This is a genomic window from Sediminicola luteus, assembly GCF_040566555.1.
Lineage (GTDB): Bacteria > Bacteroidota > Bacteroidia > Flavobacteriales > Flavobacteriaceae > Sediminicola.
Genome location: NZ_JBEWYP010000003.1, coordinates 498,071 through 518,175, shown reverse-complemented (window position 1 = coordinate 518,175; position 20,105 = coordinate 498,071). Strand labels below are relative to the sequence as shown.

At 38.2% G+C, this 20,105-nt stretch carries 13 protein-coding genes; 7 read left to right on the top strand and 6 right to left on the bottom strand.

The features are described from left to right. Nucleotides 1–189: 189 nt before the first annotated feature. The 3 genes from ABXZ32_RS08635 to ABXZ32_RS08625 all read right to left on the bottom strand — a co-directional run bounded on the left by ABXZ32_RS08635 (nt 190) and on the right by ABXZ32_RS08625 (nt 2,138). The gene (locus ABXZ32_RS08635) at nt 190–711 is read right to left on the bottom strand and encodes a 5' nucleotidase, NT5C type (protein ID WP_354618272.1); all 522 of its coding nucleotides are present in this window, start codon (nt 709–711) and stop codon (nt 190–192) included. Between the two features lie 182 nt (nt 712–893). After that, nucleotides 894–1,133, bottom strand: coding sequence for a DUF6095 family protein (locus ABXZ32_RS08630; RefSeq protein ID WP_354618271.1), 240 nt, complete (start codon nt 1,131–1,133; stop codon nt 894–896). A gap of 15 nt (nt 1,134–1,148) precedes the next feature. Next, nucleotides 1,149–2,138 (bottom strand): LacI family DNA-binding transcriptional regulator, encoded by a 990-nt coding sequence (locus ABXZ32_RS08625; RefSeq protein ID WP_354618270.1) that lies wholly within the window; start codon nt 2,136–2,138, stop codon nt 1,149–1,151. Between the two features lie 231 nt (nt 2,139–2,369). Between ABXZ32_RS08625 and ABXZ32_RS08620 the strand changes: the two genes are divergently transcribed. The 7 genes from ABXZ32_RS08620 to ABXZ32_RS08590 all read left to right on the top strand — a co-directional run bounded on the left by ABXZ32_RS08620 (nt 2,370) and on the right by ABXZ32_RS08590 (nt 13,788). Further along, nucleotides 2,370–5,072, top strand: coding sequence for a TonB-dependent receptor domain-containing protein (locus ABXZ32_RS08620; protein ID WP_354618269.1), 2,703 nt, complete (start codon nt 2,370–2,372; stop codon nt 5,070–5,072). Between the two features lie 77 nt (nt 5,073–5,149). Next, nucleotides 5,150–6,505, top strand: a complete 1,356-nt coding sequence (locus ABXZ32_RS08615; protein ID WP_354618267.1) for a glycosyltransferase family 4 protein — start codon at nt 5,150–5,152, stop codon at nt 6,503–6,505. Then, nucleotides 6,486–7,790 carry an MGH1-like glycoside hydrolase domain-containing protein gene (locus ABXZ32_RS08610; protein ID WP_354618266.1) on the top strand — a complete coding sequence of 435 codons (1,305 nt, stop codon included), beginning with the start codon at nt 6,486–6,488 and terminating at the stop codon, nt 7,788–7,790. Before ABXZ32_RS08615 ends, ABXZ32_RS08610 begins: the two co-directional genes overlap by 20 nt. 53 nt (nt 7,791–7,843) lie before the next feature. Continuing rightward, nucleotides 7,844–9,541: an alpha-amylase family glycosyl hydrolase gene (locus tag ABXZ32_RS08605; RefSeq protein WP_354618265.1), complete on the top strand. Its 1,698-nt coding sequence runs from the start codon at nt 7,844–7,846 to the stop codon at nt 9,539–9,541. Between the two features lie 109 nt (nt 9,542–9,650). After that, the gene (locus tag ABXZ32_RS08600; RefSeq protein ID WP_354618264.1) at nt 9,651–11,306 is read left to right on the top strand and encodes a sodium:solute symporter family transporter; all 1,656 of its coding nucleotides are present in this window, start codon (nt 9,651–9,653) and stop codon (nt 11,304–11,306) included. Then, nucleotides 11,303–12,436, top strand: coding sequence for a glycerate kinase (locus ABXZ32_RS08595; protein WP_354618263.1), 1,134 nt, complete (start codon nt 11,303–11,305; stop codon nt 12,434–12,436). The genes ABXZ32_RS08600 and ABXZ32_RS08595 overlap by 4 nt, the downstream gene beginning before the upstream one ends. 11 nt (nt 12,437–12,447) lie before the next feature. After that, entirely contained in the window at nt 12,448–13,788 is a 1,341-nt protein-coding gene (locus tag ABXZ32_RS08590) for a GntP family permease (protein ID WP_354618262.1), read from the top strand. Between the two features lie 6 nt (nt 13,789–13,794). Here ABXZ32_RS08590 and ABXZ32_RS08585 read toward each other — a convergent pair whose 3' ends face one another. From ABXZ32_RS08585 to ABXZ32_RS08575, 3 genes are all read right to left on the bottom strand, one after another. Beyond that, a complete protein-coding gene (locus ABXZ32_RS08585) occupies nt 13,795–14,613 on the bottom strand; it encodes a DUF4249 domain-containing protein (protein ID WP_354618261.1) in 819 nt (272 codons plus the stop codon). Between the two features lies 1 nt (nt 14,614). Beyond that, nucleotides 14,615–16,990, bottom strand: a complete 2,376-nt coding sequence (locus ABXZ32_RS08580) for a TonB-dependent receptor (protein WP_354618260.1) — start codon at nt 16,988–16,990, stop codon at nt 14,615–14,617. A 112-nt stretch (nt 16,991–17,102) separates the two neighbouring features. After that, the gene (locus ABXZ32_RS08575) at nt 17,103–19,322 is read right to left on the bottom strand and encodes an NADP-dependent isocitrate dehydrogenase (protein ID WP_354618259.1); all 2,220 of its coding nucleotides are present in this window, start codon (nt 19,320–19,322) and stop codon (nt 17,103–17,105) included. Nucleotides 19,323–20,105: the final 783 nt, after the last annotated feature.

Here is a 20,105-nt window from a genome sequence, read left to right as displayed (position 1 = left end):
GCCGATGGTACTGCTATACCAAGTGGGAGAGTAGGTCGCCGCCTTTTTTTGAAGAACCCTTCATCTAACGATGAGGGGTTTTTTTATGCCATAAAGTGAAATAAATATAGCTTCACGTGGTCTTACCTTACCGATCAAAAAAGGCCCACCAAAAATTGTGAGCCGTTGTCCCAGTATCTGTATCCAGTATTACAATAACTTATTGGCTATCTCCAACCAATTATCAGCCCGCTCATATGCCGTAGTATGTATGTTATGGGGTGATGTGAACAATATTTTTCTTCCCTGGAAAAATTCAAGATTATAACTGCGATCGTCAATCAAAATATCACCATATAAAATGTGCTTACTACCACATAGAATTCTATTTTGCCAGTGGATAAAGGGATAATGCTTATCTAACCAATCACTTTTTTCCCGTAGCGAATTGGGAAATTGCATTGCCGCTGATGCTACATAAACATCATATTTTAAGGATAATTCCTTCAGAACCTCCTTGCTGTTTTTTATAGGTTCTAAATCTCTAAAAAATCCTTCCGTCCTTGCATGGTCTTTTACACTTCGTTGCCTTTCTTCAGGTACACATTGCCATACCTCTTTGCCCATACAGTCCATTACCGTAAGGTTTTCATTAAATTCTTTATTATAACGTATTATATGGGCATTATAGGTATCAGCAAATACCTCGTCCATATCGACAAATAAGGTCATTGAATTAAATTTAAAATACAAAAATAACTATTTTCTAACAAAGAATCGCCATATAGATTACTTGTAACAGTTTAAAAATGAATAGGTTAAGTGTGTTCTTTCCTCAAATGAAATATTTAAACAATTGACCCAGTTTTCTAGTAGTATCACCCAGAATGTCTAATAGCCAAGCGTATTATTATTCAATTGGATGAATCCTTTTTTTTATTGAAAAGGCTGTCCATAATGGTTTTAATACCATAAAACCCCAGTGCTATTGCCCCAATGGCCAAAATTAATCCGGTAATCAAAACAGGTAGGTATAGGGGATGATCTTGATTTTTAAAAGCTTGATAGATAGCAAAAGGAGCTGCAAACATTAGGGCTACTGTGAATCCTAAATACTTAACTCCTTTTAATAGTAAGTCTTTATTGGTGTGCATATATTTTTTTAAAATTTATAGGCTACTGGAATCCCTAATAATAAGTTTCGTTTTTAATTCTATCGTTCTATTGGTGGATATATCAGAGTCCTCAGAAATCTCTTCCAATAGATATTTAACGGCATATTTCCCAATATTATATCCAGGTTGTTCCATGGTCGATAGATTGGGTTCAATAATAGTGGAATTTTTCGAATTACTAAAACCAATTACACTAACATCTTTGGGAATGTTAATTCCATTTTTTTTCATAGCCTGTATGGCACCAATAGCCACATTGTCCGTAGCACCAAAGACACCATCAAATTCTACTTTTTCCGCAAGTAAGGCTTCCATAACGGAATACCCATCTTCGATAGACATGGAATCGCATTCCCGGACAAATTTTTCGTCAATAGCTATCCCCGCTCTGGTTAGAGCCCTGGCATAACCTCTATACCTGTTTTCAGAATTGGAAGTTTTGCATTTTTCCCGGATAAGCACAATCCTGGTCCTTCCGCAATCAATTAAATGCTGTACCGCAGTATCAGCTCCAAATTCGTCGTCATCTATAATTTTTGTCAATGGAATTTTTGTGGATACTTTGTCGAAAAGGACAATTGGGATAAAATTGGAGGCATCCAATATATGGTCAATAGTGCTAGATTCCCTGGCAATGGAAAGTAATATCCCATCCACATTGGAATTGATCAAGGTATTCATGGCATCTTTTTCATCTTCATGATGATGACCCGATTCAGAGATAATAACCCTATATCCAGAACCCTTGGCAGATTCTATAATACCTTTCAAGATTAGAGCACTATAGTGAATGGTGATATCTGGGATAATTACCCCAATGGACATTGTTTTTTGCGTGCGCAGCCCTTTGCCAAACAAATTGGGTTGATAATTCATCTTTTTGGCAAGTTCCAAAACCCTATTCTTGGTACTTTCCCCAATATCAGAATGTCCTAAAAGAGATTTTGAAACAGTGGAAGTGGAGAGATTCAATATCTCAGCCATATCCTTAAGTTTTACTTTTTTACTTCTCATTACTATACGCCCATTACTTCTTAAATGTAAACATTTATGCCGTCTAAAATGTCATTTTTCCTAAAACTATAACGTTTTCGAAAACGTTATAGTTGATAATCTGTTAAAATTCAGTACCTTATATAGCACTTATTCCCAATCTTAGCCTTAATAACCTGAGAGTATAACAATACTAACTAATATTAAAACTAAACTAAGATTATGAAAAAAGCATTACTTTTTGCTGTAATTGGTCTGTTGTCCTTTATTTCTTTTGGGCAGACGGACGTAACCGGATCCGTTAAGGATTCACAAGGAACCCCGATCCCAGGGGCCAATGTGTACTTCAAAAATTCTACATCTGGAGGTACAACTGATTTTGATGGAAAATTTTCTTTTTCTACTAGTTTAACTGGAGCTCAGATTCTCCAAATTTCCTATTTGGGCTACACAACGGTTGAAAAAGCAGTGACTTTAGATGGTTCTCCTATTGAATTGGAGATTGTACTTCAGGAAGGTGGAAATATGTTGGATGAAGTTGTGCTTACCGCAACTACTACCTTTAGATCCCAAAAAGAATCACCATTGTCCATTACTTCCATTAATGCGAAAGACTTGACAAAACTTAATGCGAATAGCCAGGCAGACATTGTGGCCTCTATACCAGGTGTTGTTGCCGATGGTGGTGGTGGTGAAGGAGCTACAAATATTTTCGTTAGAGGTTTGCCTTCAGGTGGGCAGAACGACTTTTCTCCTATACAATTTGATGGTTTGACGTTAGCTGGGTATGGCTTAAGTTCAACAGCTGGTGATGTCTATGCAAAGGTGGATCAAGGAGTTAAAGGGGTTGAATTTGTTCGTGGTGGATCTTCCATATTATATGGTGCAGGTTCTACCGCAGGTATTATCAACTATATTTCCAAGACAGGAGACACCAATGATGAAAATATCATAAATATTGAAGTGGCCGATGTAGGAAGGGTTAAAACAGAATTCTATTCTGGAGGTCAATTGGGTAGTGCAGATTCCAATACATTTTATGCGTTCTCTGGTTGGGTTCGTAAGGATGATGGTCCATTAGATTTTGGTTTGCCATCCAAAGGATATCAGTTTAGGGCGAACATTAAAAAGAAATTTGACAGAGGATCATTTACTGTTTATACTCAATTTTTGGATGATAAGTCACAATTTTTACTTGGTCTTCCCTTAGACGGCGATTCTCGTGAAAGGATTGCTGGTAATGATGGTGAGACGGTTTATCAATTAAATTCTTCTCATTTGGCCAATACAAGTTTCTTGACTCCTGCTGGTGAATATAGAAGCCCAATTGAAGAAGGGATTTGGACCAGAGGTTTTTATGCCATGAGTGTTTTTGATTATGATCTTGGAGACGATTGGAAAATTAAGACTAAAGTAAAGGTATCCGACTATATTAATGATTTTGCACTTTATGTTGCAGCTAATGGTAAAGCCAATACCCCGGTGACCTTGAACGATTACTTGGATATACAAGGATTTCCAGGTGCAACCAACGTCAACGCAGCCTATGTAGGAGGTACTGCATTGGGAAGCAATGATCGTATTATTGACAATCTTCATGTAGATAGAAACCGTCCAATTACCGATTATACGGGAGAATTTAATATCACAAAAAAAATCGTGGGAGACGTTGTGGAACATAATATCAATTTGGGAACCTATCTTGCATTTTCTGAAGGTGAAGACAACAATTATCAGTTTAGAACATTAACAGCATTTAACAATGAACCACAATTGGTAAACTTATCTTTCACTGATGCTGGTGGGAATGATGTGATTTTTGCCCAAAATGGACTTACCAATAGAATTGGTGTTACCTCTAATAATTATTTAAGTCAAGAAAGATCAGCGTTTTATTTAACTGATGAGATGATATTGGACAGATGGCGTATAGATGCTGGTATTCGTGTAGAAAAACAAGTTGCACGTAGAGAAAATGGGGGTATTGGTTCTGCACAGGTCTATGATGATCCGAACCTTACAAGTGCCTTACAGAACGTAAACTTTGCTACAGGTTCATTTACGAGAGCAGAAGTTAGCGCTACAGGATTTGCAGCTTCTTTAGCTGCCTTGTACAACATCAACGATAATTTAAATGCCTATGCGAATATGTCCAAAGGATACTTCTTTCCTTTAACAAGAAGCATAAACGTGGTGCGTAATGATGAAACTGCCGGAACATATGATGTAGAAAACATCTATCAATATGAAGCAGGTTTAAAATATGGACAGGCTAAATTTTCAGGGACGTTTGCTGGGTATTATACCACCTTAACAGATAGGGTGGCTATCCAAAGATTAAATTATGGTGGAACTATAGGTACCGTAGATGGTATTAAAACAGTTCAAGATACTAAAACAGTAGGCGTGGAGGCTTCTTGGGATTGGAGATTTATTGATGATTTCTCCTTTAATGGAAACTTTACATACCAAGACCATGAATTGCGAAATGATGAGCGTACCGTGTTACAATCAGGTACAGTTGATGGTGTGGTTTTAGTTGAGGGAACAGTAACTAATGGTGTAAATGTTGGAAAACAATTGAGAAGACAGCCAAAAGTATTGTCCACATTAAGACTGGATTATGATAATAGCTCTTTGGATGCATTCGCTTCCGCCAACATAAGAGGTAGTCAATTTAATGACGATGCCAATCTAGTGGAATTGGACGGGTTTACCGTAATTAGAATTGGTGGTGGGTATACCATCCCGTTTGAGGACAGTAAAAATTTAAGACTTGGATTCTCAGTTTTCAATTTAACTGACAGTCAAGGATTATCTGAAGGGGATCCAAGAGCATTTGCACAAGCAACTGCCGGAGATTTCTTCGTAGGTCGTCCTATTCTACCAAGGCGTATGTTTTTCAACGCAACCTTTACTTTCTAAATTCTTTTGATTTATTAGTACCAACTCATCACTTACTCCTAAGTGTAAGTGATGAGTTTTTTTATACAAATTACATTATGGAAAAACTAACGATAGCACTTTGTCATTTTAGAGTTGGAGAAACCGATGGTGTTTCTTTAGAGATGGATAAATGGAAACTTGTTCTTGAAAAACTTGGTCACAATGTCATTTACGTTGCAGGTTCAAGGGGAACATTGAAGGATGTGGAAATTATTGAAGAATTACATTATAATGATGCCACAAATAATAAGGTCGTTGAGAATGCGTATGTTAAATTTCATTCCTATAAAAATGAAGAGGCCTTTAAGCAAGAAATAGAAAAGGAAGCAAACTCGATTGAAACTAAACTGATAAACATAATTAACAAAAAAGGGGTCGACCTTTTAATGGTAAATAATATGTTTTCTTTAGGTTGGAACTTATCAGCTGGTTTAGGTTTTTTTAATGCCATAAAAAATTCTGATGTGAGATGTTTATGTCATCATCACGATTTTCATTGGGAAAGAGAAAAATATAGCCACCCAACATGTTCTTTTGTTCAAGAGTATTTAATAACGATTTTCCCTCCCAATCACCCGAGAATAAAGCACGTTGTAATTAATACCATAGCTAAGAACGAATTATTAAAAAGAAGACAAATTGAGAGTACAGTTGTGCCAAACGTTTTTGATTTCGATAACAATTGGATCGTTGATGATTTCAATGCTGACTTTCGGACAACTTTTGGTATAAAGGATAATGACTTAATTGTCCTTCAGGCAACTAGGATAGTACAACGAAAGGGAATAGAATTAGCCTTGGATGTGGTTGCAGAATTAAATGCGAACAAACAGAAATTAATAGGTAAAAAACTATACAATGGTCAAGTTTTCGATGTGAACAGTAACATCGTTTATTTGATGGTAGGCCTAAATGAGGACCCTCCATATTTTGATAAAATAATGAAATATGCCCATCAAAAAGATGTGGATATCAGATGGGTCAATGATCATATAGACCACGAAAGATCCCATGACAACGGCCATAAAAAATACTCCTTATGGGACGCTTATGCCCATTGTGATCTGGTTACCTATACCAGTCTATTGGAAGGTTGGGGCAATCAATTTATAGAGGCCCTGGTAGCAAAAAAAATAATTATAAGTTACCAATATCCTGTTTTTGTTACCGATATCCTACCACTTAATTTCCATACCGTGGACCTAGGTGCCCAACATAGCTTAAAGAAAGACGGATTGGCTATAGTGGAACAGTCGATAGTATCCAGCGCCGCAGAAAAAACAATAGAACTCCTTTTGGATGGTGATACATATAAGAAATTGACTGCTGAAAATTACATCATTGGCAAGAAGAATTTATCCATGGATGCCTTAGAAAAATTATTAAAATCCATTGTCAAAAATGAGGAATAAAGCGATAGAAATACTCAAGGCCAATTGGCGGGACGGATATACCGTTCCCAGTAAAAATCTGTACCCTTATCAATGGAAATGGGATTCTGGTTTTATAGCTATAGGATTGGCTCATTTTGATCAGAAAATGGCCGAGAGAGAAGTAGAAACGCTCTTGAATGCACAATGGATCAATGGATTTATCCCCCACATTGTTTTTCATAAAGTAAGTGACACCTATTTCCCGGGCCCCAATTTTCATAGAGCAGATCTACATCCATTGGCAAATAAAGAGTATCCATCCACTGGAATGACGCAACCCCCGGTATTGGGTTTTACCTTGGAAAGAATGCATGAAATAGCCAAGGATAAAAAAGAGTCATTACAGTTTATCAAAAACAACATTGATAGGGTATATAAGAATCATCAGTATTTTTATAATAACCGCGACCCAAAAGATGAAGGATTGGTATATATCTACCATAACTGGGAATCTGGGACGGACAATTCCCCGCTCTGGGATCCCATTTTTGAAACTATTGATGCTCCCGTATATAATTTTGAACGGAGGGATACTTCCATTATAGATCCATCCGAACGTCCTACAAAAAGGGAATATGACTACTATCTACATATAATAGACATAGCCAAGGAACACAATTATAACGATGCCAAAATCGCTGAATTTTCCCCTTTTTTGGTGCAGGATCCTCTGTTTAATTCCATGTTGATCAAATCCAATTCCGCCTTGATCTCCCTATATAAAATGATAGGCGGCAATGAGGATAAAATTGAGCAATTGGAACAATGGCAAGAAAAAAGTATTACCTCCTTTAATCGTAAGCTATACGACAAGGATTTAGGGGCTTACATCCACTATGATCTAAGAAATGACAAACCTATCAGAATGGTGAGTTCATCCTCTTTTTCACCGCTGTATGCCGGTATTCCCAACAAGGATCAAGCTGAGGCATTGGTACGCACAATGATGGATAAATTTGGAGGGGAGGACATGTATCTGTGCGCTTCTTTTGACCCGAGCACTGATAAATTTAATCCTAAGAAATATTGGAGAGGACCTGTGTGGATAAATTTAAATTGGATGCTCTACCATGGCCTGTTGGATTATGGATTCAATGATTTGGCACAAAGAGTCAAATCGGATAGTATTGAAATTTTGGAGAAAGTGGGGTTTTATGAATATTTCGATCCCAGGAAGTCCATTTATAAAGGAGACGTAAAAGGATATGGAGGCAGTGATTTTTCTTGGAGTGCCGCACTATTCTTGGATTTGACTGAAAATTAAAATAATATTCTATTTCGCTTTTATTAAGTGGTGGATAAAAAATAAAATCAATCATGGAAAAACAACTACATAAAGAATCATTTCTTAATTCCTTAAGGACTTTGTATACCGAAAAACAATCGGATTGGGTACTGAAGAAGGTTGAGGAGCTATTGGAAAAATATAGGCCCATAATAAAGGACGTTCATGCACCCCTCACCGAAAAGGATGTTATGCTGATCACCTATGGTGACAACGTCCAGCAGGAGGGCAAGTCACATTTACAGACCTTAAAAAAATTTATTGATAATTATTGTTTACCAGAAATCAATACAACCCATATCCTGCCTTGTTTTCCTTATACATCGGATGACGGGTTTTCTGTAACTGATTATTATGAGATCGATCCTGATTTGGGTACTTGGGAGGATATAAAAAAATTATCCGAGAGCAATAATATTATGTTTGATGCGGTCGTCAACCATATGTCTAAATCTTCCAAATGGTTTCAATTTTATTTAGCTCAGGAAGAAGGCTTTAAGGATTTTTTTATAGCTGTTGACCCATCCATAGATTTATCAAAAGTGGTAAGGCCCAGGGCATTGCCCTTATTGACGCCTTTTAAAACAAAACAAAGGAAAGAAATACATGTTTGGACCACCTTTAGTGAGGATCAGGTAGATTTGAACGCAAGATCCCCTGAGGTCTTTATAGCCATCTTGGATGTATTATTGTTTTATACTTCAAAAGGAGGAAGATTTATAAGGTTGGATGCTATTGCTTTTTTATGGAAAGAGATAGGGACCAACTGCATTCACTTACCAGAGACCCATTTGATCATTAAATTGCACAAAGAGGTTATCCGATTGTTAACCGATGACCTGTATATCATTACGGAGACAAATGTGCCCCACAAAGAAAACATCTCCTATTTTGGCAATGGAGAAGATGAGGCTGATTTGGTTTATAACTTTACCCTTGCACCGTTATTGGTATATTCCATAATGAAAGAAAGCGTAAGTGTCTTAGGAAACTGGGCTCAATCCTTGAAGTTTCCGAGTGATAAAGTGTGTTTTTTCAATTTTACCGCCAGTCACGATGGTATTGGCATGCGCCCCTTACAAAATATTATTCCGGATGAGGAGGTTGGTCAATTGGCCAAACGTGCAGAAAAGCATGGAGGCCTTGTTGGATATAAAAATAATGAAGACGGATCCCAATCCCCTTATGAGCTGAATTGTAATTATATGGATCTTTTAAGCGGTCCTGAAGAGGAAGATGAAGTCCGTGTTGCTAAAATGATCCTTACACAATCTGTAATGTTGGCAATGCCTGGGGTTCCAGGTATTTATTTTCATTCCTTGGTTGGGTCACGTAATTATTACAAAGGGGTAGAGGAATCAGGGATCAAACGAAGGATTAATAGGGAAAAGCTCAACTATGAACAATTGGCCTCTGAGCTTGCCGACACCGATAGTTTGCGCCATACTATTTTTAATGCCTATAAAAAGATATTAAAGATACGTACAAACCAAAAAGCATTCAATCCACTGGGTAAGGCAAGCTATCATGTTTCCGATGACCAAAAAATATTTTCCATTAAAAGAGAGCATGAAGGCGATACTATTTTTGCCGTGTATAATTTCAGCAATTCCGAGGCAACAATGAAAGCCCTATCATCTCATGTTTATGATCTGGTAAATGAAAAGGAATGGACAGGTGATTCTTGGAAATTGAAACCGTACCAATATTATTGGTTTAAAGTAAAATAATATTCAATTGGCTCTGAGAGCCCATCTTTCAAGTACTTGTAATTAAAAGGAACTCGGGTATATTAACGCAAGTATACCTTAGCTCATAAATAAATTTTAAATCAACCGAATGAACGCATTAGATTATAGTATAGTCGCCTTCTATCTTATAGGATTCTTATCCATGGGATTCTTTTTTAAAGAAAATAAGGATTCCAAAGATTATTTTCTTGGAGGAAAGAGCATGGGATGGTTCCCATTGAGTCTTTCAACCATGGCTACACAATTGTCTGCCATAAGTTTTATCTCTGCCCCGGCCTTTGTAGGATTAAAAATGGGTGGGGGAATGAAATGGTTGTCTTTTGAATTTGCCGTTCCCTTGGCCATGCTATTTATTATGGTAATCATTATCCCACCATTGTTCCGTTCTGGGGTAGTGAGTATCTATGAGTTTGTTGAGCGACGATTTGATGCTTCAACACGAATGATATTAAGTATTGTTTTTATGCTCAGTAGGGCTTTAAGTACTGGAGTCATGGTGTATACCATTGCTATTATTCTACAGGCAGTTTTGGATATCGATTTTGTGTACACAGTGTTAATTATTAGTGTGATAACGGTAGTGTACTCCTGGCAAGGCGGTATGAAGGCCGTAGTTTGGGGAGATGCCATTCAAATGATCATTTTATTTTTGGGCATTGCCATCTGCTTTGTTTACGGATGGCAAAATTTAAGTGAAGTCGGTGGATTGGCAAATGGCTTTGATCCCGAAAGATTGGATGTAATCGATTTTAATTGGGGAATTGGTGATAATGAGGAATATGGGTTTTGGCCCATGGTTATTGGAGGTTTCTTTCTTTATGTTTCCTATTATGGCTGTGATCAGACACAGGCGCAACGATTGCTTTCGGCAAGAGATGAAGGAACTATTAGAAAACTGTTATTGGCTAATGGGTTGATGCGTTTTCCAATGGTTTTGATGTATTGCACCATGGGGCTTATCATTGGTTCCTTGGTTACGCTTTCCCCGGATTACATGAACGATATTGCGGTTATGACCCAAAAGTATTTTCCGGAAGAATTTGCTCAAAATGGGGCCAAGGCTGATCTGATGATCCCCATATTTATATTAAAATATTTGCCTCATGGATTTATCGGATTATTGATAGTAGGGATCTTGTCTGCGGCAATGTCATCAATGAGTTCCACAGTCAACTCTTTATCAGCGGTAAGTGTTGAGGATTTTTTTAATAGGGGTAAGGTTAAGTTGCCAGCTAAAAAATATATGTTGGTTTCCAAAATGTCGGTTCTTTTTTGGGGAGCGGTGTGTGTGGGTTGTTCATTTTTATTTGGTGGCAGTAAAAGTGCGGTAATTGAAATTATCAATGCCGTTGGTTCCGTTTTTTATGGTCCTGTCTTGGTTACGTTTTTATTGGCCATGTTCTCAAATAAGGTAAACTATAAAGGGATGAATGCTGGAATTGTCATTGCAGTATTGGTCAATTTAATATTCTCAAAAACAATTCAAAATATTGTTAATGTAGATCTAGGATTCAGTATATTTTGGATATGGTTAAACTTTATAGGAGTTATAATAGCATTGGTCGTGGCTTACGTGGTCAGTTATTTAACCGGAAACAGGAAGAAAGCGGCAGATTTGGGAATTTCAATTATGCCAAAAAAATCGGATTTTCACCAGAAAGAGGTTTATATTCTATTAGTCTTTTTTGTGTTTATTGTAGTATTTAGTTATTTCCTACCACAAATTATTAACTCAATAGTATGAAAGTTTTATTGATACCAGATAAGTTTAAAGGTTCTGTAACTGCGGACGGCGTTGTTAAGGCCTTGTCACAAGGCATTCTTAAATCTGAGCCAAAGGCAGAAATATTCAAGGTAATGGCCTCCGATGGCGGTGACGGGTTCTTGGATGCCGTTCAAAATTACATATCCTTGGAAAGGGTAGAAGTAGAAACCATTGATCCCTTGGGAAGACCCATCAAGGCCTATTATCTGTACAATACAATAAATAGTACGGCATATGTGGAATTAGCAAAAGCCTCGGGAATTGAGCTTCTATCCACCGCCGAATTGAATGTAATGGAAACATCGACGATTGGAACTGGAATTCAAATCGAGGATGCTATAATGAGAGGCGCTAAGAACATAATTATTGGATTGGGCGGTAGTGCCACCAATGATGGGGGAACAGGGATAGCACAGGCCTTGGGCTATCGGTTTTTGGATGCCAAGGGCAATGAACTGGCTCCAAAAGGAAAGAATCTGAGCCTTATTTCGAAAATATCAAAAAAGGAGAATCCAATTTGGAAAGGGGTATCCTTTACAGCCGTAAATGATGTGACCAATCCATTATTTGGTAAGGAAGGAGCGGCATATGTATATGCCAAACAAAAGGGAGCCGATGGTATACAGATTGAAACTCTGGACAAAGGATTGAGAAATCTGGCCAGAACGGTAAAAAATGAAATGGGAGTAGACCATGCAGAATTGCCCGGTACAGGTGCAGCTGGAGGAACAGCCTATGGATTGAAAACGTTCTTTAATGCTGAATTTATCAGTGGAATCGAATTTCTTTTTAAATTGGCAGGAATTCCACAGTTGCTAAAAGAAACCCCCGTTGACTATATTATTACCGGGGAAGGAAAGATAGATGAGCAGACCCTTCACGGAAAATTAATAAAGGGTGTCATGGATATTGGTTTACAATATCAAATTCCTGTTATCGCGGTTTGTGGAAAACTGGATGTTGCAGCCGATGAGTTAAAGAAGAAAGGCTTGAAAGAAGTTTTGGAAATAATGGATACCTCCCAACCCATGCAATATAGTATGGATAACGCGGCCAAATTGATAGAAAAAACTATTTATAATTATTTCGAACAACAGAAACCCGCTTAATACCACTGCCTATGAATGTATTCCTTGTTCTTTTACTGGTAATTGTTTTTATCATTATTGCCACCATAAAACTAAAGATACATCCACTATTTTCATTGATTATAGCAGCCTTGATGGCTGGTGGTATGTTGGGGATGAAGGCCGAGGTGATTTTAGAAACCATTTCTGAAGGTTTTGGAAAGACACTATCCAGTATTGGACTTATCATTGCCTTTGGAACCGTAATAGGCATTTTCTTGGAAAAAACAAATGGTACCAAGGTCATGGCGAATACCATTCTGAAAATGGTAGGCCTTAAACAATCTCCTTTGGCCATGAACATAACAGGGTTTGTTGTTTCCATTCCTGTTTTCTGTGATTCAGGGTTCATCATTTTATCTTCCTTGAACAAAGCCTTGAGCAAAAAAACAGGCTTATCCCTGGTGGTGTTCGCCGTAGCGTTGGCAACGGGCCTCTATGCCTCCCATGTGTTTGTTCCCCCAACCCCGGGACCCTTGGCCGCTGCCGCAGTGCTCGAGGCAGATTTGGGATTGGTTATGCTATTAGGTCTTTCTGTGGCGATTCCTGTGTCCCTGGTAGGTTTTCTTTGGGCTAATTATATTGGAAGAAAGCTTGTGGCCGGTGATGACAAAACCGATGTGAATGAAGATAGTACACCTAATGAAGATAAAGTTGAATACACGGTAAGTACACTAGCTGCCTTTTTACCCTTACTGGTTCCCATACTATTGATTGCATTAAAATCGATCCTGGAATACCCTGGATTTCATTTGGAACCGGGTTGGTTTATTAATACGATAAGTTTTTTGGGAAGTCCAACTATTGCGCTGCTCATAGGCGTTGTATTTGCCTTTAATATGGGTAGAAAGGCGAGTTTAAAAACCCGTTATGATTGGGTGGTGGGCGCCTTAAAGGAAGCCGGATTAATCGTTTTGATTACAGGGGCAGGTGGTGCCTTTGGTAGTGTGCTGCGAGCCATGGACATCGCCAATTATATTCCGATAAATGCGGACCTACTATTTGGTGGAATACTGATCGCCTTTTTTATAGCGGCCGTATTAAAAACAGCTCAGGGAAGCTCAACGGTAGCCATCATCACTACTGCTGCCATCATGGCCCCGCTACTTACTTCCTTGGGATTGGAAACGCCTATTTCTAAAGCATGTACCGTACTTGCTATTGGAGCTGGCGCCATGACCGTCTCCCATGTGAACGATAGTTATTTTTGGGTGGTGTCCCAATTCTCAAACATGGATGTGAAAACCGCACTTAAAAGTCAGACCGTGGCCACTTTTTTGCAAGGAATAACCGGATTGCTATTGGTATTGGGCATTCAATATTTTTTTGGGTAACCAACTCTACTCAATAATCAAGGAGAGCCTATTGGCCTCGGCCAAGGAAAAATAGCCCAATGGATAATTGTCCGGATTGGTGGTGTTGATCATATTGCCCCTAATCGTGGAAGGGACAGATTCAAAAGGTCCGCCTCCGTTTTGTCCACTCTGATCAATCAAAATAGTCATATAGTTATAAAACTGTCTGTCCACCCCATTTATGGTTATGGTCACTTCCTTTCCAGGCGCTAGATCCTCATAAAAGTAGGAAAACACAAACTGTTCCCCTTGGTAAAATCGATCTTCCGTGGGAAGATATAAATCAAAGTCGAGATCAAACAGGTAATAATCGTCCCTACTGCCATCGTCTGTAAATTTTACCAAGACCTCTGTTTCATCCCCTGTAAATAGCGTGCCATCTCCTTGACTGATTTCATCTATGGGAACAGCCGGAATAAGATTTATACTTCCTTTATAGGTTTCAGAGTCATAAACCACCGTTAGCTCATATTTATCATTAAAATTTGGGAGGTCATACGGTTCAATGGGCTCATATATTCCAGTATCCCCATTTTCCTCAAATTGATATATGTTGCCATCATTGGTATTAGTAATAAAAACAGTTGCATTGTTGGCCGGTTCCAATTCTTCTTGATAAAAGGGAGCGGATAATTTTAAGATGACCGAACCTTCCATAGTGCCTGGAAATTCATTAAAAAACACACTAAAACTGGCATCGATGACCAGTCTCGGTGCCGATGTTGGCAAATCGACCTGTATGACATCTTCACAACTTATAAAGGCCATCATTAGTAGTAGTATATAAAATCGTTTTGTCGCCATATTAAAATTTGAAATTATAGGTAACGGAAGGTACCAATCCAAAGATGGCGGTACGGATCGCCTCGTTTCTTCCTGTATCCTGGTTCTGCTCAAAATTTATAGACGCAGCATTTCGTCTATTGTATATATTATAGATGCTGAAAACCCATTCGCCCTGCAAGTTTCTATTCTTGTTCTTTCTTGGGGTGAGGGTGGCGGCAATGTCCCATCTGTGATATGCGGGCAAACGTTGTTCATTGCGACCCCCGTAAACGGGAATGACCAAGCCTTTAAATTCATACTGGCCAATGGGGTAGTTGGTAGGTTGTCCGGTCTGAAAAATAAAGTTGCTGTTAAAGCTCCATTTAGAATTCAACTCATAGGAGGCATTGATAGCAATATCATGGGTTTTATCATACCCTGTTGTATACCAATTTCCCATATTAATTCCGGGTTCGTCTGCAGTTCTTCCAGGTGTTCTTTGTTCAGATTTGGAAAGGGTGTAGGATATCCAGCCTTGCAAAGACCCTTCATTTTTGTTTAAAGAGAGCTCCCAACCGTATGCCCTTGCCTGTCCATTGAGAATTACTTGTTCTATGGCGTTGTTGGCAATTAAATCCGCACCATCTATATAATCAATCCTATTGTCAATATCCTTATAAAAAACTTCTGTTGCCAAGGAGTATTCATTGTCTTTAAAATTTCTGAAATAGCCCAAGGCATATTGATCTAAAATCTGAGGTTTCACATAGGGGCCACTTGGAGTCCATACGTCAAGAGGGGTAGGGGAGCTTGTATTGGACAATAGACTTAAATATTGGGCCATATGATTGTAACTGGCCTTAATTGAGCTTTGATTGTTTAGTGCAAGAGCCACTGCCAGTCTCGGTTCCAATGTGTTGAAGGTTGCCAAACGATCCGTTCGTTTATAACTTTCAATTCCTATTGGATCTGCTTTTTCATAGATTTGAAACTCCTGATTGAATATAACTGGGTTATTATCCTGATACATGTTTAACTCATCCTGTCCCAACCTCATAAAGTTGCTCCATCGCAAGCCATACTGTAATGTCAATTGCTCGTAAACTTGATGTTCGGCATCAATATAGGCTGCAAATTCATTGGCATATTTTTGCGTCAATTGTTCCGTAATTATGCCGGAATCTTCCCTATTAGGCTCAATTTCGCCTGGATTGAAATTATAGTAGATATCATTCAGCCCATAGTTCAATTGAAATGTATTGGATATATACTGTTTAAAATCATATTTAAGATTGAAGTTTCGTATCCCTGAATTCCATTTGAAACCTACAAAATCCAATTCCAATCCATAGAAATAATCAGAATAAATCAGGGAAAGGTTAGAAAAGAGACGATCAGAAAACAGATGGTTCCAGCGCAAGTTGAAAACGGAATTGCCATAAACATTCACAAAACGTTCAGAGATACTGAATACATCCCTTCCAAAATATCCTGAAAGATAAATATTGTTGTTATCGTTTATTTTATAGTTGAGCTTGGTATTCAGGTCATAGAAATAGGCCTTGTTGTCATTATCAAAGAGCGGAAGGAACAAATGTGCATAAGACGCCCTACCACCAATTAGGAATGCGCTTCTATCTTTTTCCAATGGCCCTTCTACCAGTAATCTACTGGAAACAGCACCAATACCACCGCTAATGTTTAAAGCTTTGCTATTACCGTCTTTTTGATAAATATCCAACACGGACGATAGTCTACCCCCGTATTTGGCGGGGATACCTCCTTTAAACAATTTTATGTCTTTTATGGCATCTGGATTAAAAACGGAGAAAAATCCAAACAGATGTGACGAATTAAAAATGATGGCCTCATCCAAGAGAATTAGGTTTTGATCTGCTGCACCGCCCCTTACATTAAATCCGGAAGCACCCTCCCCGGCACTAGTGACACCAGGAAGTAGGAGAATGGATTTAATAACGTCTGCCTCTCCTAATACAACGGGAATCTTTTTTATGGTCCCCGCACTTAAGGTATTGACACTCATTTGGGGTTTACGGATGTTCAATTTTTCTACATCCTCTACGAGGATAACCTCCTCCAACTCTTCTGCCTCTTCAGCCAATTGAAAATTGATTTTAAGATTTTCTGTCAAGGAGATCGTTTGAACGATCTCTCTAAAGCCAATGGCACTTATTTGAATTTCGTAGACTCCCTCGGGCAGGGTGATTGAGAAAAATCCGTATTCATTGCTCACCACTCCCGTTTTTAGTTCGGGTATGGCAACCGTTACGCCTATTAAAGATTCATTACTGCTCAATTCACTAATGGTACCACTTAGGGTGTATTTCTGTTGAGAAAAAGAATAGAGGGAAAATAAAAAGAAACCGAAAAGGACGGGCCAGTACCTATGCTGCATTAAAACTGTTTTGGATAAAAGTAAATAGAATATTTAAAGTCTGAATAAAGTTAATAATAAATAAAAAGGCCCAACAGAATATGTTGGGCCTTAATTTATAGAGAATAGATCGTTAAATCTGGCTCAAAATGGTATTTAAGGTACTGCTTGGCCTCATTGCTTTTGCCATAAGTGCAACATTAGGCTTGTAATAACCACCAATGTTGTTCGCGGAACCTTGTGCTGCATTTAATTCAGAAATAATTTTTGATTCATTTTCTTCCAATTCCTTGGCCACTTTTGTGAAAATGGCGTTTAGTTCTTGGTCTTTGTTCTGATTTGCCAATGCTTGTGCCCAATAAAGTGCTAGGTAAAAATGACTTCCCCTATTGTCCAATTCACCTACTTTTCTTGAAGGTGATCTATCATTGTCCAAGAATTTCTCAGTAGCAACGTCCAAGGCATCTGCCAAAACCAGGGCTTTCGGATTGTTGTTCTTTTCAGAATAGTGTTCCAGAGAAACTCCAAGGGCCAAAAATTCACCCAAAGAATCCCATCGCAAGTGGCCTTCTTCCAAAAATTGTTCAACGTGTTTAGGAGCAGAACCCCCAGCACCTGTTTCAAATAATCCCCCGCCGTTCATCAAGGGAACAATGGAAAGCATTTTCGCACTGGTACCTACTTCCAATATTGGAAATAGATCTGTAAGGTAATCTCTTAATACGTTACCTGTAATAGAAATGGTGTCTTCTCCTGCTTTTAATCTTTTTAAGGTAAATAAGGTGGCCTCGTCAGGCGATAATATACGTATGTCGAGTCCAGAAGTATCATAATTCGGAAGATATGCGTTCACCTTCTTGATGAGTTCCATATCATGGGCCCTATTTTTGTCTAACCAAAATACTGCAGGAGTTCCTGTAGCCCTTGCCCTAGAAACAGCAAGTTTTATCCAATCTTGGATTGGGGCATCCTTTACCTGGCACATTCTCCAGATATCTCCTTGCTCCACCTTGTGTTGGATAAGAATATCTCCACTAGTAAGGTCTACAACGTTTACAGAACCACTACCTTCTATTTCAAAAGTTTTATCATGAGAACCATATTCTTCCGCTTTTTGAGCCATTAGGCCAACATTGGGAACTGTCCCCATGGTTCTTGGATCAAAAGCCCCATTCTTTTTACAGAATTCAATGGTGGTTTCGAAAACACCGGCATAACTACTATCAGGGATAATTGCTTTGGTGTCTTGGGCTTTCCCAGCAGCATTCCACATTTGACCTCCATTTCGAATCATGGCAGGCATGGAAGCATCTACAATTATATCACTAGGTACATGAAGGTTGGTAACCCCTTTGTCAGAATTTACCATGGCCAAGTCTGGTCCGTTGGTAATGGCAGCTTCTATATCAGCCTCAATTTCTTTTCGTTTTGACTCGGGAAGTTCCGATAATTTGCTCAATAGATTTTCCAGTCCATCATTGGCGTTGACTCCAATTTTTTTGAAGGTTTCTGCATGTTTAGCAAATACGGCTTCAAAAAATACCTCCACGGCATGTCCAAAAATGATAGGATCAGATACCTTCATCATGGTGGCCTTCATATGCAATGAAAACAAGACCCCGTTTTTCTTGGCATCGATCACCTGCTCTTTTAGGAAAGCCAACAAGGCTTTTTTGTTCATTACTGTGGCATCGATGATTTCTCCGGCCAGGATAGAAATCTTATCCTTTAAAATTGTGGTTGATCCATCCGCTTTCACCAATTCAACCTTAACGGCGGTTGCCTTGGCAAAGGTTAATGATTTCTCATTGGATTTAAAATCACCATGGTCCATAGTGGCAACGTGGGATTTTGAATCGGCACTCCACGCCCCCATGGAATGTGGGTTTTTCTTGGCGTAATTTTTTATTGCTTTTGGAGCTCTTCTGTCAGAGTTTCCTTCGCGTAATACTGGGTTAACAGCACTTCCCTTAATCTTATCGTATCTAGACTTGATCTCTTTCTCCTGATCATTCTTAGGTTCGTCCGGATAGCTGGGAACAGCATACCCTTGTGATTGAAGCTCTGTAATGGCCTCTTTAAGCTGTGGGATGGATGCAGAGATGTTTGGTAATTTTATGATGTTGGCTTCAGGTGTTTTTGCCAATGCTCCCAATTCGGCCAAATCGTCTGAAATTCTTTGATCTTCTTTCAAAAAATCCGGGAAAGTGGCGATTATTCTTCCGGACAATGAAATATCTTTAGTTTCAATGGTTATTCCAGAGGTTTTGGTAAATGCTTTAACAATGGGTAGAAATGATTCTGTAGCCAGCGCAGGGGCTTCATCAGTTTTAGTGTATATTATTTTTGGCATCTCTTATATTTAAGTGTTTTAGCGGTGCAAATATACAATTTTCGCACAGCTTAAAACCTTGCAAATATTTAATCTTTCTGCTAATTCATTGTCAATTATGTTATTTGGGAGTCCCTTTTATAAATAATTCAGGAATGAAGGTTATTCAGTAGGGAATAAGAGGGTGATACCTTTTGAATATGAGCTTTGTAATGAAGAAGTTTCCTTACAAATTTTGGATTTATATTAGCTTCCTTGAAAAGTCTAAAATGACAAAAGCCATATCATTGTACGAGTACATTGACATGGCTTTTTAGAAATAGCTTTCAAACTGTGTGTTCTGTATTTTCTACAAAACGGCAACCATTGATTGCCTTTGATCCACTATTTCAACGTTTGAAACATTTTTCGTTCTTAATTATAAAACCAAGCAACTACTTTTTGTTTCTTCTCATTGTTTTAACGATCTAATGTCTTTTTGGTCAAATTTTCATTGAACCTGTATACACATCAGTGTTAACTTCAGAACCGATTACATGTGTAATTGGTAATAAGAAACTTTAAAATTTGAAAACACATTGCTGTATTTTCATCTTAAAAAGCCAAACAACAATATAAAGAACGCAAACTTTATAATGATTTGGAATCCTCTAAAAAGAATTTTCCTTTAAATCATAATTGAAGATACGAATTATATTTTGATCTTACACATTTTTGTAAAGAATTAACAATCAACACACTATGAACAATAACTATTAACAATTGTTGAAAACAAAAAATCCACCTAGAAGGTGGATTTTTTAA